The following is a 25,553-nucleotide window of genomic DNA, read 5'->3' as shown; positions in this document are numbered from 1 at the left end:
GGTCCGGCCCGTCTCACGGGCCCGTGTGGATGTGCGCCGCCCACAGGTGCGGGGCCTGTGCGTAACGGTCGCGCAGAGCTCTGACCGGGCGGTGCAGGGCGGCTGCCGGATCAAGGGGGCGGCCCCGGGCGATGTCCTCGGCGAGCGCGGTGTAGAACGCCTCGGTGAGGTGCGTCGCCAGCTTGTCGGCGATGGGCCACAGGGTCCCGATCACATGGGGGTATCCGGCCAGTTGGAAGGACGAGGCCAGCTGGACCGCCTCGTCCGACAGCTCGATGCCGCCCTGGGACGCGGAGCAGGCGGACAGCATGGCAAGTTCCGGGTTCCGCGGGCGCCGGGTGGCGACGTCGGACACGGTGAGCCGGCCGTCGTACAGGACGAGGCCGCTCTGTGACGGGTCGAGCAGCTCGCTGACGCCGTGGCAGCTGAAGTGGACCCACGGGTGGGCGTCGAGCAGCCCGCCGACCGCCTCCACCGTGGCGTCGGGCCCGGCCATCAGCCGCGCCCCGGGGAACAGTTCCGAGAGCAGCTCCGCCTCCCGTGCGACGCCGGGCAGGGGCGCGGCACCCGGCGTGTCGGCGAGGGCGACGACCAGGGGCGCCGGCGGGGCGGCGGGGGCCGCTGTGAGGAGGCCCGCACGGGCCCGGACCAGGGCGCGCAGGGTCGGGGTGTACGAGGAGACGGCCCGGTCCATGACCCAGGTGCCGGAGTCCGCCGCGCCGCGCCCGGCCGCGTGCAGCGGCAGGAAGGACAGCCAGCCGGTCGGGCACCACCACAGCCGGGGCCACGGGGCGCCGCCCGCCGGCCCGGCGTCCAGGCCGAGGTGGCCGAGGACCGGCGCGGCGATCGTGTCCCAGAGCCAGCCGAGGGTTCCGGACAGCGTGCGCATCATGGCGACGGCCTCGTCGACTCCGTTCCCGCCGTACGCCGTCTCCATGCCGTTGACGAACTCCGCCGCCCGCGTCACGGTGGCGTCCAGGGTGAGGCCGGGCAGCGGGACCACGGCGATCCCGGCGTCGGCCGTCACGACCAGGGCGTCGCAGCGGTAGAGGCTGACGTTGACGACCACGACGGGGCCCTCCGCGGCGGCCGCGAGCAGTTCCGGTACGGAGGGCGGGCGCAGGAAGTTCTCCAGGCTGGGCAACTCCCGTACCTCCGCGATGAGGTCGTCCCAGCGGAGGGCCAGGGCGTGCCGGGTCTCGGCGAGCAGGCTCGCGTCCTGTGCGGCGTCGTGGGCGCGGGAGAGCGGGGGCGGCGCGCTCAGCTCGTCGCGGATCCGCTCGAACTCGGCCGCGCGGGCGGGGTCGAGGTCACGCAGCCGCGACACGTCGGCCCTGTTCTCCAGGCCCTGGCCCAGCAGCACACCCCGCCCCTGTTCGAGGAGGGCGAGGGCGCGGTCCGCGTCACCCGCTTCGAGGGCCAGGGCGGCGGCGTCGCTCGCCATGCCGTCGCTGCCGCTCAGCCGCGCTTCCTGGTCGGCCCGGCCCAGGCCGCGCGGGGCGATCCCGGGCAACAGGCCGACGCCGTACGCGTAGCCTTCCAGGGCCTCCGCGTGGTCACCCGCCTTCATCGACGCCAGCCCCCAGGCGCGGGAGGCCTGGAGCCGGGACGCGCTGTGGCCGGCCGGATTCCGTGCGCAGCTGCGGCCGAGGCGGACCACTTCCGCCAGGTCGACCCGGTCTCCCAGGGCCGCTCGGTCCAGCTGTGCCGCAGCCAGCATGAGTTGGGACGTCGCGTAATCGGGGTCCCCCTCGGGCGTGCAGGCGAGGGATTCCCGGGCGGTGGCAGCCGCGCGGTGCAGGGCCTGCCGGGACGTCTCCACGGAGGTGCCCTCGGCCAGGCGGGAGACCAGGTGACAGGCCAGCGTCAGCTTCTGCAGGGCGAAGGGGCGCGTGGGGTGCTCCTTCCCGAGCCGGCCCACCGCCCCTTCGAGGATGCGCCGGGCCTCATCGGCCATGTGGGGGTCCTCGTTGGCCCGGGCGCGGTCGAGCAGCAGGTCTCCCAGGTTGATCGCGGCCAGTTCGGCGCCCACGACGTCGCCGTGGCCGCCGGTCATCGCGGCCCGCAGGAGCCCGATCGCCTCGTCGGTGGCCGACGCGTCGCCGATGAACGCGTCCCAGTGGCGGAGCGCTTCGGCGAGGTTGTTCAGGTGCAGGGGACGGTCCATGGCCGACGGCAGGCTGTCGTGGACCGCGCGGCGCAGCACGGTCACGGCCTCGGCCATCCAGGACCGGTTGCCGGTGCGCCGGCTGCGGTCCATGAGCGCGCTGCCCAGATTGGTGAGCGCCATGCTGACGCGCGTCCGGGAGGCTTGGGAAACGGCCGTGCGCAGCGTTTCGACGGCGGTGTCCATGAGAGGTTCGTCGCCGGTGTTGCGGGCCACGCTCCACTGGATGTGGCCCAGGCTGGTGAGGGCCCCGGCCCGTACCTCGGCGGTCGCGGGCGGCGAGGCGGTCAGGGCGGCGCGGAAGTGATGGATCGCTTCGGCACTGTGCCGTTCGTCGCGGGTGTAGCGGTAGAGGGCCGCCAGGCTGTTCGCGAGCCCGAGCAGCCCCGTGGCCGCGGGAGGTCCCGGCGTCATCACGAGTGCCTCCCGGTGCCATCGGATGGACTCCTCCAGCGGGAGGGGGTCGGAGGCGAGACGGGAGAGGTTGCGCAGGGCTTCTCCGAGGGCCGTCCGGCAGGAGGCCCCGTCGTAGGTGTCCTCGTCGGAGGCGGCCACGGCCGCGCGCAGCACCTTGATGCCCTCGCCCATGGCCTCGGAGTCCGAGCGGAACTCGGCGAGGGACAGCAGGGCTTCACCGAGGCACATGAGCACGTGCACATGGAGGAAGTCCTCCGCCGATGACAGGGCGACGGCTTCGCGATGGGTCGCCACCACTTCGGTGAAGAGCTCGGAGCGGCCGGTGTGCAGGGCGATGCCCCTCAGGCCGTGTCCGATGTTCGACCAGGACAAGGCGCGTTCGGCGCGACCTACCTACTGCTGAGGCGACTTGAGCAAGTCCTCAGGTCCGGTGGTCAGGCGTCGAGTGGCCGGATCTCGTAGTGCAGGGTCCGGTCCCGCTTGATCCTGTGTGCGACCGGGACGAGGACGCCCTGCACGATCGGGTGCTTGCGCGACATCATCCGGGCGGCGTGCGTGTTCTCCTTCGACCCGGCCTGGAGGAGGCGGGCGTGCGCCGTGATCTGCGGCCCCGTCGGCCGGCCGCGCAGGGTGCAGGGGCCGACCATCACGACGGGGTGGTTGCGCATCCGCTCCACCTTCCACGCCGAGGAGAACGTACGGATGTAGGCGTGGTCGCCCTCTACTGCGATGTTGACGGGGGTGTCCGCGTGCGTGCCGTCCTGCCGCCGCGTGCTGAGCAGCACGGCGTACTGCTTCACGAACGGCCTCAGCTCAGGGATCGTCTCCATACCTTCCATGGTCCGCCGCCCCGGCGTCGTGTCATCTGCGCGGCCGGTGCGGAACGGGCGTTTCGGCCGTGTTCTCGTGCAGTTCCCGCCGCCGTCATGGAGCGCTGAGTGCCTCCGCGGGGCTGCGCCGTGCCGCTGGAGGGTGGCGAAGCGGGCGTGTGCCCGCTCGCGGTCCGCTCATATCCGGGCCCGGCTTCACTGACGGGCCGCTCTGAGCTCGCGGATCAGGGCGCGGACGGAGACGCTGGAGGCCAGCTCCGGGGTGGTGACGTAGCCGACGGAACGGGTGGGGCGCTCGGGTCCGAGATCGGTGATCTCGACGGTGTCCGGTGCTTCGTTCAGCGAGAGCGCGGGCATGATCGCCATTCCGAGACCTCTGCTCACCAGTGAGAGCACTGCTCCGTCGTCCTCGGTCAGGACGGTCGCCTTGGGAATCCAGTCCTGCCCGGCCCACCACTGGCGGGTGTAGGAGCCGCAGTTCTCGTGCCAGTCCACCAGCGGCAGGGAGCGTGGGGCGGGGTGTCCGACCGGATGCACCAGCGAGTACGGCTCCTCGACGAGTACGCCGCCGATGAGCCCGGCGGGCACGGGCGAGGCCGCGCCCATCGTTGCGATACCCACGTCCGCGCGACCCTCGGCGACCTCGCCGGCAGTGCCCGCGCCCAGCTCGCGGACGACACGCACCTCCGGTTCGATGCCGGGATGGCGGGCGGTGAGGCGCTCCAGGACGGGCGGTAGCAGGTGGAGGGCGGCGCTGCGGAAGGCCGCGATGCGCAGCGGGCCGGCGATCGTGTCCCGCTCGGCCCCGCGGGCCTCCGCGGCCAGGGTGTCCAGGAGCCGCAGGACCCGGCGGGCGTGGGCGGCAGCGGCGGCACCGGCCGCGGTGGGCGTCGCGCCCTTGCGGCCCCGCTCGAAGAGGACCGCTCCGATCTTGCGTTCCGTCCCCCGTATGGAGTGCGAGACCGCGGACTGGGTCAGTCCGAGGACCCTGGCGGCCGCCGAGAACCCGCGCTCGCGGTCGACGGCCACGAGGATGCGGAGTTCGTGCGGGGCGAGGTCGGTGGCGGCAGCCGCAGTGAGTGCGGGGGCTGTGGGGGCTGCGGCTGTCATAGGTGGTCCCACCTGCTTCTATGAGGGCCCTTCATGGGCCGGGCCGTTCCATGAGCGCAACCCTCTGCCCGGCCCGCGCATTCCTCCGTACGGTCACCGCCATGACCGAGACAGCGCTCACCGTGCACCAGACCGCCCGCCCCCACGGCTTCCCCACCCCCGACCACTTCGCCTTCGTCGAGTCCGCGATGCCGCAACCCGGCCCGGGTACGGCGCTGGTGGAGAACCTGTACTGGTCGGTGGACCCCTACCACCGCGAAATGATGGACGGGGACTTCGCGCTGAACGCCCCCCTGGAGGGCCGCGCTATCGGCCGGGTCGTGGACTCCCGCCATCCGGAGCTCCGCGAGGGCGAGATCGTCTTCCACCGGCAGGGCTGGCGCACCCACACGGTCGTCACCCGCGAACAAGCGCGTACGATCCCCCGCTTCGACGGCGTACCGCTCTCCGCGCACCTGAGCATCCTCGGCGGCACCGGCCTGACCGCCTACGTCGGTCTCACCCGCATCGCCGAACTCCGCGAGGGGCAGGACCTGTTCGTCTCGGCGGCGGCCGGCGGTGTGGGCACGGCCACCGGGCGGCTCGCCCGGCTGATGGGTGCGGGACGGCTGACCGGCAGCACGGGCAGGGCGGCGAAGGCCGCGTACCTGACCGAACACGTCGGCTACGACGAGGTCTTCGACTACCACGCGGGCCCCGTGACCGAGCTGCTCGCCAAGGCGGCACCCGACGGGATCGACCTCTATATGGACAACGTCGGCGGCGAGCACCTGGAAGCGGCGATCTCGTCGCTGCGTGACCACGGCCGGATCGTGCGGATCGGCACGATCGCCCAGTACAACAGCACCGGCACGCCCTACGCCCTGCGCAACCTTCCCGAAATCGTCGAGAAGAGCCTGCGCATGGAGGGTTTCCTGGTCCGTGACCACCAGGACGTCCAGGAGGAGTTGTACGAGTTCGTCGTGCCGCACCTGCAGAGCGGACGGGTCACGCTCGATGAGACCGTGGTCGACGGCTTCGGCGGCATCGTGGACGGGTTCCTGGGGATGTTGCGGGGCGAGAATCAGGGCAAGATCATCGTGCGGGCGGCCGGGGCCGACGCCTCATGACGTTCTGCGCCGTGGCGGGTGGCGCGGCCCTGCGTGGACACGGGCGTTTCGCGGGCGGAGGGCCCGGCGTAGGGTCGTCGCCCTATGACGACGCACCACGGGCCCGCGCCCTTCGCCACCGCCCGCCTTGACGCGGAGCCCCTGCGGGTGGCGCACGCGGTCGAGATGGCGGCAGTGCTCGCGGACCCGGCCCTGTACGCCTTCACGGGCGGCGCCCCGGAGTCGGCCGAACGGCTGCGGGCCCGGTACGCGCGGCAGACCGCCGGATCCCCGGACCCGGACGAGCTGTGGTGGAACTGGGTGCTGCGGATCCGGGACGAGGGCCGCCTCGCGGGCTATGTGCAGGCGACGGTGCGCGGCTCCGGGGCGGAGATCGCCTGGGTGATCGGTGCGGAACACCAGGGCCTGGGATACGCGACGGAGGCGGCGCGGGAGCTCGTCGCGCACCTGCTGGGCGGGGGAGCGGTCCGTACGGTCGTCGCCCACGTGCACCCTGATCATGCGGCGTCGGCCGCGGTGGCCGCGGCGGCGGGGCTGGTGCGGACCGGTGAGTGGGAGGACGGGGAGGAGCGGTGGCGGCGGGGGGAGTAGCGGTGAGCGTCGTGACCTCAGGCGTCGGGCGGGCTCGGCTTCGCCCGGCCGGCCTTGACCAGTTCGGCGACGTCGAGGCTGACCGCGGCGCCGATCGATTCGGGGAGCGGGGCCTCCTGGCCGGGGGCATAGACCTCGTGACGGTCGTACGTGCCGCCGACGGGTTCGGTGAGGACGTGGAGCCGGCTGTGCTTGCGGTCGAGGATCACGTAGACGGGGATCTTGGCCTCGGCGTACGCGGCGACCTTGTGCCGCAGGTCGCTTCTGTAGTTGCTGGAGGTGACCTCCAGGACGAGGCGGAAGACGGCCGGGTCGTAGCAGTTGTTCTCGAGCCTGTGCTCGTCGAGATCGGCGTCGACGAGCGCGAGGTCGGGGATGGCGAAGTCCTCGGGGCCGTCGGGCAGCCAGAGGCCGACGCCCTGAAGGACTTCCGAGCCCCCGTCGTCGAGTCCGGCCGCGATGAACGGCCGCATGAGCTTGGTCAGGGCGCGGGCGTGCGGGCCGTCCGGGGGCGGGGCCACGGTGATGACGCCTCCGATGATCTCGACGCGACGACCGGGAAGCTGCTCCGCGAGCTCGTTGGCTTCTTCGAGCAACGACAGCTCCGGCTCGTCTTCACAGGGGTGCTCGACTGCTGCTGCAGACATTGCGGGCCTCCTGGAACGGCTGGTGTCGAGACCATCATCGTAGGGCGGAACAGCCGCAGAGCATGGTTCTGGCATATGCCACTCGGCCGGGTGAAGCAGAAACGGCCCTGCGTACACACGGGCGTGTGCGCAGGGCCGTTTCTCAGGTGCGGAGGCGTTACAGCTTCTCGATCACGTAGTCGATGCACGCCGTCAGCGCCTGGACGTCCGACGGGTCGATCGCCGGGAACATCGCCACGCGCAGCTGGTTGCGGCCCAGCTTGCGGTACGGCTCCGTGTCGACGATGCCGTTGGCGCGCAGCGCCTTCGCGATGGCCGTCGCGTCGATCTCGTCCGCGAAGTCGATCGTGCCGATGACGCGGGAGCGCTTGGCCGGGTCCGTGACGAACGGGGTCGCGTACTTCGACTCCTCGGCCCAGCCGTACAGGTGGCCGGAGGAGGCGGCCGTGCGGCCGGTCGTGAACTCCAGGCCGCCCTGGGTGTTCATCCAGGTCAGCTGCTCGTTCAGGAGGAAGAGCGTGGCGAGCGCCGGGGTGTTGTACGTCTGGTTCTTCAGGGAGTTGTCGATCGCCGTCGGCAGCGAGAAGAACTCCGGGATGTGCCGGCCGGAGGCGTGGACGCGCGCCGCGCGCTCCAGGGCCGCCGGGGAGAAGACGCCGATCCACAGGCCGCCGTCGGAGGCGAAGGACTTCTGCGGGGCGAAGTAGTAGACGTCCGTCTCGGCGATGTCGACCGGCAGGCCGCCCGCGCCCGAGGTGGCGTCCACCAGGACGAGGGAGCCCTCGTCGGCGCCCGCGACGCGCTTGATGGGCGCGGCGACACCGGTCGAGGTCTCGTTGTGGGTGAAGGCGTAGACGTCGACGCCCGCCTCGGCCTTCGGGTCCGGGTGAGTGCCCGGGTCGGAGGCGATGACGGTCGGGTCGGCCAGCCACGGGGCGAGCTTGGCGGCCTTCGCGAACTTCGACGAGAACTCGCCGAAGTTGAGGTGCTGGGACTTCGACTCGATCAGACCGTGCGTCGCGATGTCCCAGAAGGCGGTGGAGCCGCCGTTGCCCAGGATCACCTCGTATCCCTCGGGGAGGGAGAAGAGGTCGCGCACGCCCTCACGTACCGCGCCGACCAGGTTCTTCACCGGGGCCTGGCGGTGGGACGTACCGAGCAGAGACGTACCGGTGGCGGCCAGCGCGTCGAGCGCCTCCGTCCGCACCTTGGAAGGACCGGCGCCGAAGCGTCCGTCGGCGGGCTTGATGTCAGCGGGAATCTGGATGTCGGCCACGAGTCGGAGCGTAGCCGCTCGGTGGAGCGGCTACGCGTCCTGTCCGTCGGATGAGACAGGGGATCCGACGCGTGGACCTTGGAGGTACGTCCGTACGTGCCCCGGTCAGCCCAGGTCGACCGGGAGGTCGAACAGGTCGTTCTGCGTGACGATCGGCTTGTTCCGCAGCTCGGAGGCCGGTACGGCCAGCTCCAGCTCCGGGAAGCGCTCGTACAGGGCGGGCAGCGCGACGCCCGCCTCCAGACGGGACAGGGCCGCTCCCGGGCAGACGTGCGGGCCGTGGCCGAAGGCGATGTGGCGGTTGGGGGAGCGTGTCGCGTCGAACTCGCCGGCGGTCGGGCCGTACTGCGCCTCGTCCCGGCCCAGCGCGCCGAAGGACACGATCAGGGCCTCGCCCTTGGGGAGGACCTTGTCCCCCACGGCCACGTCCTCCGTCGCGAAACGGATCAGGACGTGCGAGGTCGGGGTGTTCCAGCGCAGGGTCTCCTCGATCACGTTCTCCCACGGCAGCTCGCCGGAGAGGACCTGCTTGCGCTGCTCGGGGTGGGTCTGGAGTGCGACCACGGCGTTCACGATCAGGCTGATCGTCGTCTCGTGGCCCGCCGCGATGATCAGCTGGAGGGTGTTGACGATCTCCTCGTTGGAGAGGCGGTCGCCGTCCTCGGACGCCGCGATCAGGGCACTGGTCAGGTCGTCGCCCGGCTCGGCCCGCTTCGCGTCGACGATCTTCGTGAAGAGCGTGCCGAGGTCCGCCATCATCTGCGGGACCTCCTCCGGCGGCGTCTGCGTCGAGAAGAACTTCTCGAAGAGCTCCTTGAGGCGGGGGTGGTCGGCGCCGTCGACGCCCATCAGCTCGCTGATCACGTTCATCGGCAGCGGGTAGGCGAACTCGGCCTTCAGGTCGACCCTCTCGCCCTTGGGCAGGGCCGCGAGCCGGTCCAGGCTCGCCGTCGTCAGCGCCTCGATGCCCGCGCGCAGCCGTTCCACCCGCTTCACGGTGAGGGCCTGCGCCACCAGGGTGCGCAGCCGGCGGTGGTCGGCGCCGTCGACGGTCAGCATCGAGCGGCCCGGGTTGGCCAGACCGATCAGCGGCCAGTCCATCGGGATCTCGCCGCGCTGCCAGGCGCCCCAGACGTTGATGTCCTTCACGATCCGGGAGTCGGTCAGCAGCTGCCGCGCCTCCGCGTGGTGCGTGACCGCGTAGCAGTGCACCCCGCCGGGCAGTTCCACCTCGGCGAGCGGGCCCGCGGCGCGCAGGGCGGCGCTCTCGCCGTCGAGGTCGGCGACGAACGGGTCGAGGGCGATGCGGGTCATTTCTGGCCTCCGGGGGCGGAACCTGTGGCGGGGGTGGGTGTGAAGGCGACGGGCAGATCCGTCAGGCCCCGCAGCCACGGGGAAGGGCGCCGGGTGAGCTGCTCGACGGGGACGTCCAGGTCGATGTCCGGGAGGCGGTCCAGGAGGACCTCGATGCCGGTACGGGCGATGACCTCGGCGGTCTCCTGGGCCGGGAACGGGCAGCGGTGCTCGCCGTGGCCGAAGGAGAGGAACGCGTTGTTGCCGCCGGTGAGCGCGGAGCCGTCGGTGCGCACCTGCGGGTCGGCGTTGGCCGCGGCGAAGCTCAGGACCAGGAGCTCGCCCGCCTGGATGTGGCGGCCCCCGAGATGGGTGTCGCGCGAGGCCCAGCGGCCCGCGATGTTCTGTGTCGGAGTGTCCTCCCACAGGACTTCGTTCATGGCCTCGGCGACGCTGTGCCGGCCGCCGGAGAGCGAGGCGGCGAACCGGTCGTCGGTCAGCATCAGCCGCAGCGAGTTGCCCATCCAGTCCGCGGTCGGCTGGTGGCCGGCGGCCATCATGACCATGAGGTCCTGGGCGACCTCCTCGTCCGTGAAGCCGCCGGGGTCGGCCAGCATCCGCGTGGCGACGTCGTCACCGGGTTCGGCGTGCTTGTCGGCCAGCAGCTGGAACATCGACGTGCCGAGGTGCTGCTGACCGGCCAGGGCGCGCTCCCGGCCGTCGATCATGTCGTTGATCGAGCCGACGAGCGCGTCGCCGACCTCGTCGCTGACGCCGTAGATCCTGGCCAGGACACGGGCGGGGAGCAGCATCGCGTACTCGGCGATGATGTCGACCGATCCCTTGGAGCAGAACCGGTCGATCAGTTCGTCGGCGAACTCCTCCGCGTACCGCTTGAGGGCGAACGGGTCGACCGCCTCCAGGGCGTTGCTGATCATCCGGGCGCGCTCGACGTGCCGCGGACCGACCGTGTAGAGGATCGAGGGCTGCTTGCGGCCGATCATGGGCAGCAGCGGCCAGTCGTCGGGGATGTGCTCCCACTGGCTCCACAGGTCGGAGTCGCGGCTGAACAGCACCGGGTCGCTGGTGACCTGGTGCAGTTCGCGGTAGCCGAGGACCAGCCAGGCCGGGACGTCGCCGTCCAGGACGATGGGGGCCACGGCACCGTGGTCGCGGCGCATCTCCCGGTACAGCTTGGTGGGTTCGGTCTGGAACCGCGGACCGGACAGCGGTACGCGGCCGTGCGCGGGGCAGCCCGGGGGTGGTTCTGGCGGCTGGGTCACGGGGTGGGCTCCGGGGTCTTCTCCGGAGCGGTTTCCGGACGGGTGGCGGCGGCGGAGAGGGAGGCGGCGGAGCCGACCGTGCCCCGCGAGAGGGCGTAGAGGTGCTCCACCAGCGTGATCAGGACGTACTTGCTGGAGGACCGGTCCCGGGCGTCGCACTCCACGAGCGGTACGTCGTCCGAGAGGGCGAGCGCCTCGCGTATCTGCTGCTCGGTGTGGAGCGGGCCGCCGAAGTCGTTGCACGCCACGATGAACGGGGTGCCGTGGTGCTCCAGCCGGTCGATGGCGTACCAGGAGTCGGCGAGGCGCCGGGTGTCGACGAGGACGACGGCGCCCAGGGTCCCGGAGAACAGCCGGTCCCACAGGAACCAGAAGCGCTCCTGCCCGGGTGCGCCGAAGAGGTACAGCACGGAGCGTGCGTCGAGCGTGATCCGGCCGAAGTCGAAGGCGACGGTGGTGGACGTCTTCGACTGCACCCCGTCGAGGTGGTCGACGGCCTCGCCCGCGCGGGTCATCGTCTCCTCCGTGTTGAGCGGACGGATCTCGCTCACGGATCGGACCATGGTGGTCTTGCCGACCCCGAAGCCGCCGACGACGACTATTTTCAGTCCGTTGTCGGCCGTGGCCTGCAGGGCGGCACGGTCAGAGGTTGCGGAGTCCAACGAGCACCTGTTCCAGGATGTCGGGGTCGGGGAGCCGGTCCGCGACACGGGCGGTACGGGGGTGGCGGGCGCTGATCCGGCCGGTGTCGAGCAGATCGCACAGCAGGATGCGCACGATACTGACGGGCAGGTTCAGTCCGGCGGCGAGTTCGACGACCGCGGTGGGCCGTTCGCACATCCGCAGGATCGTGACGTGCTCCGACTGCATGCCGGGGGCCGGCTCGCATTCGGAGACGACCAGCGTCACCAGGTCGAAGGCGGCCGAATCGGACCGGCTGCGGCCACCGGTGAGGGTGTACAGCCGGTCCGGGTCGTCGTCCCGGCCGGGGCGGGGGCGGGGAGTCATACGGTCGCGGTCTCGGAGGCCTGGACGGACTCGCGCGGCGGGGCGACGAGATGCTCGCCGAGCTGCTCGACGAGCTCGCTCATGTTGTGGCCGACGAGGCCGACATCGGCGGTGTCGGAGGCGACGACCGCGAGGTGGGCGCCTGCCCCCGCCTCCACGATGAACAGCACCCCGCCGTAGAACTCGGCCATCGCGGAACGTACGCCGCCGGTGCCGTCACCGAACTCGACGGACGCGCCGTGCGAGAGGCTCTGGATTCCGGCCGAGATCGCGGCCAGCTGGTCCGCCTGGTCGACGGAGAGCTCGGGGGTACGGCACAGCTTGAGGCCGTCCCTGGACAGCACGAGGGCGTGACGGGCGCCGGGGGTGCGCTCAAGGAGCCCCTCCAGCAGCCAGTTGAGCTTCTCGTCGGTGGTCGCGGTCATCGGGTGTTGCCTTCCGGGTGCGGGGAGTTGGGCCGTACGGCCTGGCGGAAGCTGCTGAAGCGGGCTGCCTGGGCCTTGGGGTCGGACGTACGGGGCCGGGGGGTGGAGCCGTCGGCCGTCTCGGCCTCCGACGCTTCGGAGGCCGCCCGGGCGCGGGACTCGGCGGCGGCCAGGGTGCGGCCGCGCGAGCGCTTGGGCAGGCCGCTCTCGCCGAACCGGGGGAGGCCGCCGGTGGTCTCCGAGCCGGAGTCGGAGCGCAGGGGCTCCTGGGGGCGGGCGGTCTCGGGGGCCTCGGCGGGTGCGGCGGCGGGGCGGTCGGGGGCGGTGCGGTCGGCGCCGGAGGCGTGGACCGGCTCGGGCTCGCGCGGGGCGGGGACGGCCGGCTCGGCGGGCTCGGGGGCCGGCATCGGGGTGCGGGTGATGATCTCCTGCGGGAGCATCATCAGCGCACCCGTGCCGCCGCGCGCGGAGGGCCGGAACGAGACGGTCAGACCGTGCTTGCGGGCGAGGCGGCCGACGACGGCGAGGCCGAGGCGGGTGCCGGAGAGGCCGGTCAGGTCCTGGTCGGTCGCCGAGACGGCCCGCTCCGCGCGGCGCAGCTGCACGTCGCTCATGACCAGACCGCTGTCCTCGACGGTCAGCACGATGCCGGCCGGGACCTCTTCCACGTACACGTGGACCTCGGCCGTGGGCGGCGAGAAGTTCGCGGCGTTGTCGAGGAGTTCGGCCAGTGCGTGCATGACGCCCTCGGCCGCGTGGCCGGCGACGGCGACGTCGCTGGTCGAGTGGAGACGGATGCGCTGGTATCCGCTGATCCGGCCCATCGCGCCGCGCAGGATGGACTCCATCACGATCGGCTTCGCCCAGCGCCGCCCGGAGCGGGCGCCGGTCAGCACGGCGATGGAGTCGGCCAGCCGGCCCGCCTGGGCGGTGCGGTGGTCCAGGTGCAGCAGGTCGCCCAGGACGTCCTCGGCGGAGTGCCGGTGCTCCATGTCGCGCAGGTCGGCGAGCATGCTGGTGGCCAGGGCCTGCATGCGGCCGGCGGCGTTGGCACAGGCGGCGACGGCGGCGGAGCGCTCGGTGTCACTGCGGGCGGCGCGGGCCTTGAGGCGCGCGTTGTCGACGGTGAGCTGCTCGGCGCCGGCCGCGGCCTCCTTGACGACGCGGGCCGTCTCGGCGGCTGCCGCGGCCTTGATCCTGGCGGTCTCGGCGGTGAACCGCTGGGCGTCGGCGGCGGAGGCCGACACCATCCGTGAGGTCTCGGCGGTGAACCGCCCGCTCTCGGCCGCGAGCAGCTCGCGGAGCCGGCGCGCGGTGAGGCGGGCGTGTACGGCGGTGGCGACGGCGGCGGAGAGCAGCACTGCGGCGGCGCTCGCCCCCCAGGCCACTGCGGTCCTGGCCGAGTCGGGGGCGACGGCGGCCGCCCACAGACACAGGGATCCGGTGAGGGCCACGGTGACCAGCAGGGCCAGTGCGGTCGGCCGGGTTGAGGGGCGCAAGCGGAGTCCTCGGGGAGCGGACGGTGACGGATGGGACGGTTCGGGCGAGTCATGACTGCGATGATCAAATGCGACAACTGGAACACATGATTCCCAGACAAGTCTGAGTCACTATATGAGAATTGACGATCTGTTTGGGAAGAACTTGTGGCGTTCTCTGTTCCATTTATGTTTGTGAGTCCGGCATATTCCGACGTACTGACGTAATCGGCGGAAACGCGCGGGGGCGGCCGGGCGGGGCGGCCGGACGAGGCAGCCGGGCCGGCGGCATCCTGGCCGTATGGCATCCGGCAACGCCCCGCACGGCGGCACCCCCGACGCGCTCGTCCGTGAACTGCGCGCGTCCGTAAGGGGCGAGGTCGCGTTCGACGCCACCGCGCGGGCCCTGACGACGATGGACGCCTCCAACTACCGGCGGGTGCCGCTCGGCGTCGTCGCCCCGCGCGACGCCGACGACATCGCCGCCACGCTCGCCGCCTGCCGGGCGCACGGGGTGCCCGTCGTGCCGCGCGGCGGCGGTACGTCCATCGCCGGGCAGGCCACGGGCACCGGCGTCGTCCTCGACCTCACCCGCCACCTGCGGTCGGTCGTCGGACTGGACCCCGCCTCCCGTACCGCCGTGGTCCAGCCGGGCGTCGTCCTGGACGACCTGCGGGCCGCCGCCGCCCCGCACGGGCTCACCTTCGGCCCGGACCCCTCCACCCACAGCCGCTGCACGATCGGCGGCATGATCGGCAACAACTCCTGCGGCTCCCACTCGGTCGCCTGGGGCACCACCGCCGACAACGTCCACGCCCTGACCGTCGCCCGCTACGGCGGCGGCACCCTCCGCCTGGAACGAGGCGCCGAAGGCCCATCCGGACTCCGTGAACTGGTCGCCGGCCACCTCGCCCTCCTGCGGACCGGATTCCCCGAACTCCCGCGCCGCATCTCCGGATACGCCCTCGACGCCCTGCTCCCCGAGAACGGACCCGACCCCGCCCGCGCGTTCTGCGGCAGCGAGGGCACGCTCGGCGTGGTGACGGAGGCGACGCTGCGCCTCGTCGAGGCACCGGCCGCCCGCGCGCTCGCCGTCCTCGGCTACGCCGACGAGTCCGCGGCCGCCGAGGCCGCCCCCGGCCTCCTGCCCCTCCACCCGCTGACCGTCGAGGGCATGGCCGCCGACCTCGTACGCGAACCGGCCGGACTGCCCCGCGGCGCGGCCTGGCTCTTCGCCGAGACGGGCGGAGCCACCCCGGCCGAGGCCCGCGCGCACGCCGAGCGCCTCGTGCGCGCCGCGTCCGCCGACGCGGTGGACGCCGCCGTCGTCACCGACCCCGCCGGACAGCGGGCCCTGTGGCGGATCCGGGAGGACGCGGCCGGGACGGCGACCCGGATGCCCGACAGCGGTGAGGCCTGGCCCGGCTGGGAGGACTGTGCCGTGCCGCCCGCCCGGCTCGGCCCCTACCTCCGCGACTTCCGCGCCCTGCTCGCCGAACACGGGCTGCGCGGCACCCCGTACGGCCACTTCGGCGACGGCTGCATCCACGTCCGGATCGACTTCGACCTGCTGACCGGCCCCGGCGTGGCCCGGTTCCGCCGCTTCTCCGAGGACCTGGCCTCGCTCGTCGTCGCCCACGGCGGCTCCCTTTCCGGCGAACACGGCGACGGCCAGGCGCGCGCCGAACTGCTGCCCCGCATGTACGGGGACGAACTCGTCGCCCTCTTCAGCCGGTTCAAGGACCTCTGGGACCCCGACGGCGGCATGAACCCGGGCATCCTCGCCCGCCCGGCCCGTCTCGACGAGAACCTCCGCTTCGAGGTGCTCCCGAAGAATCCGGTCGACGTGGCGTTCGGCTACCCGCACGACGGCGGCGACTTCTCCGCGGCCGTCCGCAGATGCGTCGGCGTCGCCAAGTGCCGTACGGAAGAGGCCTCGGGCCCGGCCGTCATGTGCCCCTCCTTCCGCGCGACGGGCGAGGAGGCCCACTCCACACGCGGCCGGGCCCGGCTGCTCCACGAGATGCTCGCCGGGCCCGCCGGCGGTGTGATCACGGACGGCTGGCGCTCGACGGAGGTACGGGACGCGCTCGACCTGTGCCTGTCCTGCAAGGGCTGCCGCAGCGACTGCCCGGTGGGCGTCGACATGGCCACGTACAAGGCGGAGTTCCTGCACCACCACTACCGGGGGCGGCTGCGGCCCGCCGCGCACTACGCGATGGGGTGGCTGCCCCGGTGGCTGCGGATCGCGTCCCCCTTCGCGGGCGTGCTGAACGCCCTGGCCCGGGTGCGCCCGCTCGCGGCCCTGGCCAGGCGGGTGGCGGGCATCGCCCCTGAGCGCGGGATCCCGGTCCTGGCACGGGAGCGGTTCACCCGGTGGCTCCTGCGGCGCCAGGGCAGGGGGACGTTCCTCTACTCCAGCGACCAGGTCGCGTTCCTGTGGCCCGACACCTTCACCGAACACCTCTCGCCCGAGGTGGGCCGGGCGGCGGTCCGCGTGCTGGAGGCGGCGGGACGAACGGCGATGACGCCCGGGAACGGCCTGTGCTGCGGCCTCACGTACGTCTCGACCGGCCAGCTGACCCGGGCCCGCAAGGTGATGCGCCGCACCCTGGAACGGCTGGGCGGCACGCTCGGTACCCCCGTCATCGTCCTGGAACCGAGCTGCGCGGCGACGCTCCGCACGGACCTGCCGGAACTCCTGCCCGACGACCCCCGCGCCGCCGAACTGGCCGCCTCCGTGCGCACCTTGGCCGAGTACCTGGAGGAGCACGCCCCCGGCTGGGAGCCCCCGCGCCTCGACCGCCCGGTCACCGGCCAGACGCACTGCCACCAGCACGCGGTCCTGGGTGACGCGGCGGACCGCCGGCTGCGCGAACGGGCCGGTCTGAGCGGTGGGCTGACCGGCGGCTGCTGCGGTCTCGCGGGCAACTTCGGCTTCGAGCGGGGCCACTGGGAGGTGTCGGTGGCCTGCGCGGAGGACCAACTGCTGCCTGCGGTACGGGAGGCGCCCCCGGGGACGGAGGTCCTGGCGGACGGGTTCTCCTGCCGGACCCAGCTGGCTCAGGTGGGAGGTGTGAGGGCAAGGCACCTCGCGGAGGTGCTTGCGGAGGGGCTGGAGCCGGTGGCCCCGCCCCCGGGCCCCGGCTCCTCAAGCGCCGGAGGGGCTTGAGGGGGCGCTGACCCGGACCCCCGCTCCTCAAGCGCCGGAGGGGCCTGAGGCGGCCGGGGGGTTCGATTCCGCGGCCCCCACCACCGCCGCCACCAGCCGCTCGTTCTCCGGTGCCGCCCCGCCCGGATACGCGAACCGCCGGCGCGTGTAGCCGTACGCGATCCCGCTCGCCGGGTCCGCGAACGCCTGCGAGCCCGCCGCGCCGCAGTGGCCGAACGCGCCCTCGCCCAGCGACGGGTAGACCATATGGGGACGTTCGAAGCCGAGGCCGAAGTGGTCCGTCTCCAGGGTCACCCGGTCGGTGCCGGCCAGGCCGGGGCGTGCGAACTCGGCGCGGGTCTCCGGCGTGAGGAGAGCGGGCCGGCCCGCGAACTCCGAGAGCGTGGCCGCGTACATCCCGGCAAGCGCGCGCGCCGAACCCACACCACCCACCGAGGCCGGGCCGAGCGCCCGCACGGAAGGAGTGTTGATCCAGGCCATCAGATCCGTCGGGACGTTGAAGGCCACCGCCTGAAGGCCCTTCGGATCGAAGGGGCGGGCCCCAAGCTCCGCCTTCTGTTCCGGCGTCGGGTTCATGGGCCGGACGGCGAGGTAGCGGGGCTCCAGCTCCGCGGGCTGCCCGAGGTAAAGATCCAGGCCGTACGGGGCGCGGACGCGCTCCTCGAAAAGCTCCTGGATCGAAAGCCCGGTGACCCGCCGCACCACCTCACCGGTCAGCGCGCCGATCACCAGCGCGTGGTACCCGTACTCCCTTCCCGGCTCCCAGAAGGGGGCCTGCACCGCCAGCCGGGCGGCGATCACCCGGTCGTCGGCCAGGTCCGCCTCGGGGAATCCGCCCTCGATGCCGATCACTCCGGCCCGGTGGCCCAGCAGCTCCCGCAGGGTCAGCGCCCCCTTGCCCTCGGCGGCGAACTCCGGCCAGTACGAGGCGACCGTCCGGTCCAGGTCGAGGGTGCCGTCCTGCACCAGCAGGGCGACGACGAGATGGGCCGCGCCCTTGGTCGACGAGAAGACCGCGGGCAGGGAGTCGCCGTCGATCCCGTCACCCGCCCAGAGATCGACGACCAGCCGGCCGTCCCGGTACACGGCGAGCTGCGCGCCCGGCTCGTTGTGCTCCTCGGTCAGTACGGCGGCGAACTCGTTCCGCACCGCCTCGTATCCGGCGGCCACGGTGCCGTGCACGGTGATGGTCGCAGAGCTGTGGTCCGACATGGTGCCCCCTCGGCGGGCGTGCCTGTCACGCCTCTCGCACAGGCTCCAACTGCACGTCCGCGCATTGGAATTCCCTCATGCACCGGCGTCTCGCGCCACGATCTCGCGGGCCAGGGCGGCGAGGTCGTCGAGCGCCGGGTGCCCGGGGGCGTCGCGGCGGGCGAGCAGCACCGGGAGGGCCGGCGCGTCCACGAGCGGGCGGTAGGCGACCCCGGCGTGCGGGTGCATGCCGGCCGTCGACGCGGCGGAGACCCCGCTCCCGCGCCCCGCCGCGATGGCGGCCAGCCAGTCGTCGGTGTTGGCGACGGTCAGTGTGGCGGCGGGGCGGGCGGACGGCGGCCACAGTTCGGGGGTGGTGGTGCCGGAGACGGTGTTCAGGACGACGGTGCCGGTCGCCAGATCGGCCAGCCGGAGCGTGGCGCGGGAGGCGAGGGGGCCGTCCGCCGCCACGGCCGCGACGCGCTCCTCCTCGTACAGCACCTCCGTGACGAGTCCCGGCGCGTCGACGGGGCCGCGCAGCAGGGCGGCGTCGACCTCGCCGCGGGTCAGCCCGGCGGTGCGGTCGTCGATCCGGCGCAGTTCCAGCGGGGTCCGCGGGTAGCGCTCCTGCCAGCCGCGGAGCAGCGGGGTGGTGTAGCGGCCGAACGCGGACCAGGCGTGGCCCAGCCGCAGCGGCCACCGGCGCAGCCCCTCGGCGTCGGTCGCGGTGTCGAAGGCGGCGACCGCCGCGGCCGCCCGGTCGCGGAAGGCGACGCCCTCGGGGGTGAGGTCCAGGTGGTGGGTGGAGCGGTCGACGAGCCGGATGCCGAGATGGCGCTCCAGGGCGGCGAGGGTGCGCGAGACGGCGGGCTGGGTGAGGCGGAGCCGGGCGGCGGCCCGGGTGATGCTGGACTCCTCCGCGACGGCGAGGAAGGCCCGCAGATGGCGGATCTCGATGGCGCGGTGAGTGTTTCCGGCGTTGCTGCCTGCGCTCTTGCCCGCGGCGCCGCCCGCGCCCTGTCCGGTGCTCATGCGTGTGGAGCATAACGGGAGCCCAATCGGCATTTCACGCGCCGCGCGCAGGTCCCTACGGTAAAGGGATGGGCTGCATCGGACGAGTGCAGTATCTTCAATTGAGAAGTGCATTGTGTTGCACTTTTTGCTCCGTGAACTCAGAAAGTCAGGCCACAGGTGAACAACCAGGGCACCGCCGCAGAACCGGCCGCCGCAGTCGCCGTTCCCGAGGCGGTCACCGCCCTCGGTGAACAGCGCGGCCCCGACCGCGCCGGAGGGCGCCGGGCCGCGCTCGCCCCGGTCGCGCTGGTCGTCGCGGGCGGGCTCTCCGTGCAGTTCGGTTCGGCGGTCGCGGTGCTGCTCATGCCGAGGGCCGGCGCCCTCGGCGTCGTCACGCTGCGTCTCGCCGTCGCGGCCCTCGTCCTGCTCGTCGTCTGCCGCCCGAAGCTGCGCGGCCATTCGCGCGCCGACTGGGGCACGGTGGTGGCCTTCGGTGTCGCGATGGGCGGCATGAACACGCTCTTCTACCAGGCGGCCGACCGCATCCCGCTCGGCGCCGCCGTGACCCTGGAGGTGCTGGGCCCGCTCGCCCTCTCGGTGATCGCCTCGCGCCGCCTCGTCAACGTGGTCTGGGCCGGACTCGCGCTGGGCGGTGTGCTGCTGCTGAGCGGCGGGGGCTTCGACCGGCTCGATCCGGTGGGCGCGGCGTACGCACTCGCCGCCGGCGCCATGTGGGCGGCGTACATCGTCTTCAGCGCCCGCACCGGCCGCCGCTTCCCCCAGGCCGACGGACTGGCCCTGGCGATGGTGGTGGCGGCCGTCCTCTCGCTGCCGCTCGGCATCATGGAGTCGGGCTCGAAGCTCCTCGTCCCGTCCACGATCGGCCTGGGCGCCGCCGTCGCCCTGCTGAGCTCGGTCCTCCCGTACACGCTCGAACTCATGGCGCTGCGCCGACTGCCCGCGCCCACCTTCGCGATCCTGATGAGCCTGGAACCCGCGATCGCGGCCGCGGCCGGCTTCCTCATCCTCGACCAGGCCCTCTCCACCACGGACGCCCTGGCCATCGCGCTCGTCATCGGCGCGAGCATGGGAGCGGTGCGCAGTCAGGTCCGGGGCGCCGGGAAGCGGTGACGGGAAGCGCGGGCGGATGATCCCGTTCCGGCTGCGGGGCCAGGTCGGCGAACCTAGGGTGATCGCGATATCCGACCTGGAGGAAAACATGCCGGAACGCGACGATCTGCTCGCGCTCGTGACCGACCAGCGCACCAATTTTCTCTTCACCGTCGAGAATCTCGACGACACCCGGGCCCGCGCCCGTACGACCGTCAGTGAGCTGACGCTCGGCGGCCTGCTGAAGCACCTCGGGCTCGTGCAGCGCAGCTGGCTGGACGTGATCGAGGGCACCGCCCCGGCCAAGGTCGACTGGGCCGACCTCGACCCCGACGGCAACCGGATGACCGACGCCGAGAAGCTGCCCGAGCTGCTGGAGGCCTTCCACGCCGCAGCCGCCGACTTCGACCGTACGGTGCGCGAGGAGGCCGACCTCGACCGCGAGGTCACGCTGCCGGCGTACCCGTGGTCGCCCCCGGAGCCCGTCCTGTGGACCGTCCGCCACGTCCTGTGGCACATCTTCCGCGAGATCACCCACCACAGCGGCCACGCCGACATCATCCGCGAGGCGCTGGACGGCGCCAGCACGACGGCGAAGATGGCGGAGGCGGCGCAGAAGGGGCAGTAGCGCCGGCCGTCCGACGCGGGCCGTCAGCCGATCCGACGGGTCAGCACCTGGCCCGGCCACTCCCCGGACATGAAGCGGGAGGCGGGGGCGAAGCCGTTGCGCTCGTAGAAGGCGACCAGTTCGCCCCCGCCGCCCGCCCAGCAGTCGACCCGCAGCAGCTCCACGCCCGCCCGCCGGGTCTCCTCGGCGGCATGGGCCAGCAGCGCCGCCCCGATGCCCAGACCGGCATGACGGCGGTCCGACACCAGCAGCCGTACGTACCGCTCGGGTTCCCCGGCCTCCGCGATGGGCATCTGCGGGCTGGGCCCGGAGCCCAGCACCATGGCCCCGACGGGTGTTCCGCCCAGCTCCGCCACGTAGGGCGTCTGCTCGGTCGTGTACCGCCGCACCCGCTCCGCCCCACCGGGCTTCTGCGAATACGGTGTCGTGCCCCACTGCTGGGTGTTGCCGCGGCCGTTCATCCAGGCGACCGCCCCGTCCAGCATGTCGAGAATGGCGGGGGCGTCGGCCGGGCCGCCCGGCCTGATCCGTATGTCATGTGCGATGTCGTGGCTCACGGCTGAAGCCTAGGGCGGCGAGGGCACCGGCGTCCGGAGCGGGAAAAATCATGCAAGCATGCTTGATTGTTTTACGTCCCGCTGGCAGGCTCCGGGACACACCGCCACGCCCCGAGGGGAGCGCACCGTGTCCGATGCCGCAGCCGTGCTCGACGACCTGCGCAGCGAGAGTGAGGAACTCGACCTGCTCGTAGCCGGGTTGAGCGCCTCTCAATGGGCGGCCGCGACACCCGCCGAGGGGTGGACCATCGCCCATCAGATGGCCCATCTGAGCTGGACCGACGAGGTCGCGCTGCTCTCCGTCACGGAGCCCGAGCGGTTCGGGGACGAGGTCGCCAGGGCGATGAAGGACCCCGAGGGGTTCGTCGACCGGGCCGCCGAGGACGTCGTCGCCGCGTACGGCCCGGACGCCCTCCTCGTCCGCTGGCGCACCGGCCGGGAGCGCCTCCAGGAGGCACTGCGGGCGGCCCCCGCCGGGACCCGGTTCCCCTGGTACGGGCCGCCGATGAGCGTGGCCTCCATGGCGACCGGGCGGCTGATGGAGACCTGGGCCCACGGCCAGGACGTGGCCGAGGCCCTCGGGGTCACCCGCGCCCCCACCGCCCGGCTGCGGCACGTGGCCCGGATCGGGGTCCGGGCCCGCGACTACGCCTTCCTCGTCCGGGGAATCCAGGCGCCGGGAGAGGAGTTCCGGGTGGAGCTGGAAGGGCCGGACGGGGAGGTGACCGCGTACGGCCCCGAGGGCGCCGCCCAGCGTGTCACCGGGCCGCTGCACGACTTCTGCCTGCTCGTCACCCAGCGCGCCCACCGCGACGACCTCGCCGTCCGGGCCGAGGGCGCCGACGCCGACGCCTGGCTGGACATCGCGCAGGCCTTCGCCGGGCCTGCCGGAACCGGGCGGGCGCCGAAGGCGGACCGGTGACACCGCCGCTGCGGGTCGGCAACGCCTCCGGGTTCTACGGAGACCGCTTCGACGCCGTGCGCGAGATGCTCACCGGCGGCCCGCTCGACGTCCTCACCGGCGACTACCTCGCCGAGCTCACCATGCTCATCCTCGGCCGCAGCCGGCTCAAGGACCCCGGGCGCGGCTACGCCACCACCTTCCTGCGCCAACTGGAGGAAGGGCTCGGGCTCGCCCACGAGCGCGGGGTGAAGATCGTGACCAACGCGGGCGGCCTGAACCCCGCCGGACTGGCCGACGCGGTACGCGAGCTGGCCGAGAAGGCCGGCGTGCCCGTGCGCGTCGCCCATGTGGAGGGCGACAGCCTGCCCGTGCCCGACGGCTTCCTCACCGCCAACGCCTACCTGGGCGGGGCGGGCATCGCCGCCTGTCTGCGGGCCGGCGCCGACGTCGTCGTCACCGGCAGGGTCACCGACGCCGCCCTCGTCACCGGGCCCGCCGCCGCCCACTTCGGCTGGGGGCCCGAGGACCACGACGCGCTCGCCGGAGCCGTCGTCGCCGGACACGTACTGGAGTGCGGCACCCAGGCCACCGGGGGGAACTACTCCTTCTTCCGCGGCCACGACATCCGCCGCCCCGGTTTCCCCGTCGCCGAGATCCACTCCGACGGGACGTCCGTCATCACCAAGCACGACGGCACGGGCGGCGTCGTCGACCTCGGCACCGTCACCGCCCAACTGCTGTACGAGACCGGCGGCGCCCGGTACGCGGGCCCCGACGTCACCGCCCGGCTCGACACCGTACGGCTGGCCGCCGACGGCCCCGACCGGGTCCGGATCTCCGGCGTGAAGGGCGAGGCCCCGCCGCCCACGCTCAAGGCCGGGCTCACCCGGCTCGGCGGCTGGCGGAACGAGGTCGTCTTCGTGCTCACCGGACTCGACATCGAGGCCAAGGCGCAGCTCGTCCGCGACCAGATCGGCGACGCCTTCGCCCGGGCCGGGCGGCAGCCGGACGAGGTGCGCTGGGAGCTCTCCCGCACCGACCGCGCCGACGCCCCGACCCAGGAGACGGCCGGCGCCCTGCTCCGGCTCGTCGTCCGCGACCAGGACCCGGACGCCGTGGGGCGCGCCCTGTCCGGCGCCGCGATCGAGCTGGCGCTGGGCAGCTACCCGGGCTTCCACGTCACCGCCCCGCCCGGGAAGGGAGCGCCCTACGGGGTGTTCGAGGCCCGGTACGTACCGGCGGGGGACGTGGAGCAGGTGGCGGTGCTGCCCGACGGGCGACGCGAGGCACAGGCGTCGGCCGCCCGTACGCAAGCCCTGGCCGAAGTCGAACAGCCGCCACTGCCACCGCCGTTGGCCGGCGGCCCCACCCACAACGCCCCCCTCGGGCTCGTCGCGGGTGCCCGCAGCGGCGACAAGGGTGGCGACGCCAACATCGGGGTGTGGGTCAGCGGCGACGAGGCCTGGCGGTGGCTGGCGCACGAGCTGACCGTCGAGCGGCTGCGGGAACTCCTCCCGGAGACCGCCGGGCTCCCCGTCGTACGCCATGTCCTGCCGAACCTGCGCGCCCTGAACTTCACCGTCCACGGGCTCCTCGGCGAAGGCGTCGCCGCCCAGCACCGCTTCGACCCGCAGGCCAAGGCCGTGGGGGAGTGGCTGCGCTCGCGCCGGCTGGAGATACCCGTGGCCCTGCTGCCCCCGCAGGAGCGCGCCGACGCACCGGAGGTGCACGCATGACCGTCCTGCCCACCGGGCTCGACACCGCGAGCCCCGAATACGGCGCGAACCGCGCCGCCCTGCTCGACAAGCTCGCCGAGCTGGAGGCCGCGCACACCGGGGCGCTGGAGGGCGGCGGCGAGAAGTACGTCGAGCGGCACCGCTCGCGCGGCAAGCTCCTGGCCCGTGAGCGGATCGAGCTGCTGGTCGACGAGGACAGCCCGTTCCTGGAACTGTCGCCGCTCGCCGCCTGGGGCAGCGAGGCCGCCGGGTACACGGTCGGCGCCTCGCTCGTCACCGGGATCGGTGTGGTGGAGGGCGTCGAGTGCCTGATCACCGCCAACGACCCGACCGTGCGCGGCGGCGCCTCCAACCCCTGGACGCTGAAGAAGGCGCTGCGCGCCAACGAGATCGCGTTCGCCAACCGGCTCCCGGTCATCAGCCTGGTCGAGTCGGGAGGCGCCGACCTGCCGTCCCAGAAGGAGATCTTCATCCCCGGCGGGGCGCTCTTCCGCGACCTCACCCGGCTGTCCGCCGCCGGTGTCCCGACCGTCGCCGTCGTCTTCGGCAACTCCACCGCGGGTGGCGCGTACGTCCCCGGCATGTCCGACCACACCGTCATGATCAAGGAGCGGTCCAAGGTCTTTCTCGGCGGCCCGCCCCTGGTCAAGATGGCCACCGGTGAGGAGAGCGACGACGAGTCGCTCGGCGGCGCCGAGATGCACGCCCGCACCTCCGGACTCGCCGACCACTTCGCCGTCGACGAGCACGACGCGCTGCGCCAGGCCCGCCGCATCGTCGCCCGCCTCAACTGGCGCAAGGCGTACCCCGATCCGGGCCCCGCCGAGCCGCCCAAGTACGACGAGGACGAGCTGCTCGGCATCGTGCCCGGCGATCTGAAGGTGCCCTTCGACCCGCGCGAGGTCATCGCCCGGCTGGTCGACGGCTCGGACTTCGACGCGTTCAAGCCGCTCTACGGGACCAGCCTGGTCACCGGCTGGGCCAGGCTGCACGGCTACCCGGTCGGCATCCTCGCCAACGCGCAGGGCGTGCTGTTCAGCGAGGAGTCGCAGAAGGCCGCCCAGTTCATCCAACTCGCCAACCAGCGCGACATCCCGCTGGTGTTCCTGCACAACACCACCGGCTACATGGTCGGCAAGGAGTACGAACAGGGCGGCATCATCAAGCACGGCGCGATGATGATCAACGCGGTGTCGAACTCGAAGGTCCCGCACCTGTCCGTCCTGATGGGCGCTTCCTACGGCGCCGGGCACTACGGCATGTGCGGCAGGGCCTACGACCCCCGCTTCCTGTTCGCCTGGCCCAGCAGCAAGTCCGCCGTCATGGGGCCGCAGCAGCTGGCCGGGGTGCTGTCGATCGTCGCCCGCGCGTCGGCCGCCGCGAAGGGGCGTCCGTACGACGACGAGGCGGACGCCGGACTGCGCGCCATGGTCGAGCAGCAGATCGAGTCCGAGTCCCTGCCGATGTTCCTGTCCGGGCGGCTGTACGACGACGGGGTCATCGACCCGCGCGACACCAGGACCGTCCTCGGGATGTGCCTGTCCGCCGTCCACACCGCACCGGTCGAGGGCGCCCGCGGCGGCTTCGGCATCTTCCGGATGTGAGCT

22 protein-coding genes are annotated in these 25,553 nt (G+C 72.9%); 8 read left to right on the top strand and 14 right to left on the bottom strand.

The window, feature by feature from the left end; translation table 11 throughout:
* Positions 1-13: 13 nt before the first annotated feature.
* The 3 genes from OG959_RS15880 to OG959_RS15870 form a co-directional block, all read right to left on the bottom strand.
* Positions 14-2,956 (bottom strand): CHAT domain-containing protein, encoded by a 2,943-nt coding sequence (locus OG959_RS15880; protein ID WP_326658956.1) that lies wholly within the window; start codon positions 2,954-2,956, stop codon positions 14-16.
* Positions 2,957-3,018: 62 nt separating this feature from the next.
* Entirely contained in the window at positions 3,019-3,414 is a 396-nt protein-coding gene (locus OG959_RS15875; RefSeq protein WP_326658955.1) for a PPOX class F420-dependent oxidoreductase, read from the bottom strand.
* 195 nt (positions 3,415-3,609) lie between these two features.
* The gene (locus OG959_RS15870; protein ID WP_326658952.1) at positions 3,610-4,524 is read right to left on the bottom strand and encodes a LysR family transcriptional regulator; all 915 of its coding nucleotides are present in this window, start codon (positions 4,522-4,524) and stop codon (positions 3,610-3,612) included.
* 101 nt (positions 4,525-4,625) lie between these two features.
* Between OG959_RS15870 and OG959_RS15865 the strand changes: the two genes are divergently transcribed.
* Together OG959_RS15865 and OG959_RS15860 are read left to right on the top strand one after the other, a co-directional pair.
* Positions 4,626-5,633, top strand: a complete 1,008-nt coding sequence (locus OG959_RS15865) for an NADP-dependent oxidoreductase (protein ID WP_326658950.1) — start codon at positions 4,626-4,628, stop codon at positions 5,631-5,633.
* Between the two features lie 84 nt (positions 5,634-5,717).
* On the top strand, positions 5,718-6,224 hold the full coding sequence (locus OG959_RS15860) for a GNAT family N-acetyltransferase (RefSeq protein ID WP_326658948.1): 507 nt from the start codon (positions 5,718-5,720) through the stop codon (positions 6,222-6,224).
* Between the two features lie 17 nt (positions 6,225-6,241).
* Here the strand turns inward: OG959_RS15860 and OG959_RS15855 are convergent, their stop codons facing one another.
* The 8 genes from OG959_RS15855 to OG959_RS15820 form a co-directional block, all read right to left on the bottom strand.
* A complete protein-coding gene (locus OG959_RS15855) occupies positions 6,242-6,871 on the bottom strand; it encodes a Uma2 family endonuclease (RefSeq protein ID WP_326658946.1) in 630 nt (209 codons plus the stop codon).
* A 157-nt stretch (positions 6,872-7,028) separates the two neighbouring features.
* The gene (gene serC, locus OG959_RS15850; protein WP_326658944.1) at positions 7,029-8,147 is read right to left on the bottom strand and encodes a phosphoserine transaminase; all 1,119 of its coding nucleotides are present in this window, start codon (positions 8,145-8,147) and stop codon (positions 7,029-7,031) included.
* A 105-nt stretch (positions 8,148-8,252) separates the two neighbouring features.
* Complete coding sequence (locus OG959_RS15845; protein WP_326658942.1) at positions 8,253-9,461, bottom strand: cytochrome P450 family protein; 1,209 nt, start codon at positions 9,459-9,461, stop codon at positions 8,253-8,255.
* Complete coding sequence (locus OG959_RS15840; protein ID WP_326658940.1) at positions 9,458-10,723, bottom strand: cytochrome P450; 1,266 nt, start codon at positions 10,721-10,723, stop codon at positions 9,458-9,460. Before OG959_RS15840 ends, OG959_RS15845 begins: the two co-directional genes overlap by 4 nt.
* Positions 10,720-11,385 (bottom strand): GTP-binding protein, encoded by a 666-nt coding sequence (locus OG959_RS15835; protein ID WP_326658938.1) that lies wholly within the window; start codon positions 11,383-11,385, stop codon positions 10,720-10,722. Before OG959_RS15835 ends, OG959_RS15840 begins: the two co-directional genes overlap by 4 nt.
* Positions 11,366-11,731 carry a DUF742 domain-containing protein gene (locus tag OG959_RS15830; protein ID WP_219573777.1) on the bottom strand — a complete coding sequence of 122 codons (366 nt, stop codon included), beginning with the start codon at positions 11,729-11,731 and terminating at the stop codon, positions 11,366-11,368. Before OG959_RS15830 ends, OG959_RS15835 begins: the two co-directional genes overlap by 20 nt.
* The gene (locus OG959_RS15825; RefSeq protein ID WP_326658935.1) at positions 11,728-12,156 is read right to left on the bottom strand and encodes a roadblock/LC7 domain-containing protein; all 429 of its coding nucleotides are present in this window, start codon (positions 12,154-12,156) and stop codon (positions 11,728-11,730) included. The genes OG959_RS15830 and OG959_RS15825 overlap by 4 nt, the downstream gene beginning before the upstream one ends.
* Positions 12,153-13,655 (bottom strand): ATP-binding protein, encoded by a 1,503-nt coding sequence (locus OG959_RS15820; protein WP_326658933.1) that lies wholly within the window; start codon positions 13,653-13,655, stop codon positions 12,153-12,155. The genes OG959_RS15825 and OG959_RS15820 overlap by 4 nt, the downstream gene beginning before the upstream one ends.
* 280 nt (positions 13,656-13,935) lie before the next feature.
* Between OG959_RS15820 and OG959_RS15815 the strand changes: the two genes are divergently transcribed.
* Complete coding sequence (locus tag OG959_RS15815) at positions 13,936-16,806, top strand: FAD-binding and (Fe-S)-binding domain-containing protein (RefSeq protein ID WP_326658931.1); 2,871 nt, start codon at positions 13,936-13,938, stop codon at positions 16,804-16,806.
* A gap of 27 nt (positions 16,807-16,833) precedes the next feature.
* On the opposite strand, the gene OG959_RS15810 is transcribed toward OG959_RS15815, so the two are convergent.
* Positions 16,834-18,018: a serine hydrolase domain-containing protein gene (locus OG959_RS15810; RefSeq protein ID WP_326658929.1), complete on the bottom strand. Its 1,185-nt coding sequence runs from the start codon at positions 18,016-18,018 to the stop codon at positions 16,834-16,836.
* 75 nt (positions 18,019-18,093) lie between these two features.
* Positions 18,094-19,029, bottom strand: a complete 936-nt coding sequence (locus tag OG959_RS15805) for a LysR family transcriptional regulator (RefSeq protein WP_326658927.1) — start codon at positions 19,027-19,029, stop codon at positions 18,094-18,096.
* Positions 19,030-19,188: 159 nt separating this feature from the next.
* Here OG959_RS15805 and OG959_RS15800 point away from each other — a divergent pair, with 159 nt between their 5' ends.
* On the top strand, positions 19,189-20,142 hold the full coding sequence (locus OG959_RS15800; protein ID WP_326658925.1) for an EamA family transporter: 954 nt from the start codon (positions 19,189-19,191) through the stop codon (positions 20,140-20,142).
* A gap of 88 nt (positions 20,143-20,230) precedes the next feature.
* Positions 20,231-20,749, top strand: a complete 519-nt coding sequence (locus OG959_RS15795) for a DinB family protein (protein WP_326658923.1) — start codon at positions 20,231-20,233, stop codon at positions 20,747-20,749.
* A 23-nt stretch (positions 20,750-20,772) separates the two neighbouring features.
* Here the strand turns inward: OG959_RS15795 and OG959_RS15790 are convergent, their stop codons facing one another.
* Positions 20,773-21,234: a GNAT family N-acetyltransferase gene (locus tag OG959_RS15790; RefSeq protein ID WP_442805745.1), complete on the bottom strand. Its 462-nt coding sequence runs from the start codon at positions 21,232-21,234 to the stop codon at positions 20,773-20,775.
* 199 nt (positions 21,235-21,433) lie between these two features.
* Between OG959_RS15790 and OG959_RS15785 the strand changes: the two genes are divergently transcribed.
* Genes OG959_RS15785 through OG959_RS15775 form a run of 3 tightly spaced genes read left to right on the top strand, consistent with a single transcriptional unit; the run spans position 21,434 to position 25,550 of the window.
* A complete protein-coding gene (locus OG959_RS15785; protein ID WP_326658919.1) occupies positions 21,434-22,228 on the top strand; it encodes a TIGR03084 family metal-binding protein in 795 nt (264 codons plus the stop codon).
* On the top strand, positions 22,225-23,946 hold the full coding sequence (locus OG959_RS15780) for an acyclic terpene utilization AtuA family protein (protein WP_326658917.1): 1,722 nt from the start codon (positions 22,225-22,227) through the stop codon (positions 23,944-23,946). The genes OG959_RS15785 and OG959_RS15780 overlap by 4 nt, the downstream gene beginning before the upstream one ends.
* Complete coding sequence (locus tag OG959_RS15775) at positions 23,943-25,550, top strand: acyl-CoA carboxylase subunit beta (RefSeq protein WP_326658915.1); 1,608 nt, start codon at positions 23,943-23,945, stop codon at positions 25,548-25,550. The genes OG959_RS15780 and OG959_RS15775 overlap by 4 nt, the downstream gene beginning before the upstream one ends.
* Positions 25,551-25,553 lie beyond the last annotated feature (3 nt).

The organism is Streptomyces sp. NBC_00385 (genome assembly GCF_035917155.1).
GTDB classification, from domain to species: domain Bacteria; phylum Actinomycetota; class Actinomycetes; order Streptomycetales; family Streptomycetaceae; genus Streptomyces; species Streptomyces poriferorum.
Note: the sequence above shows the minus strand (reverse complement) of the source record. Positions and strands in the feature narration are given on the sequence as shown.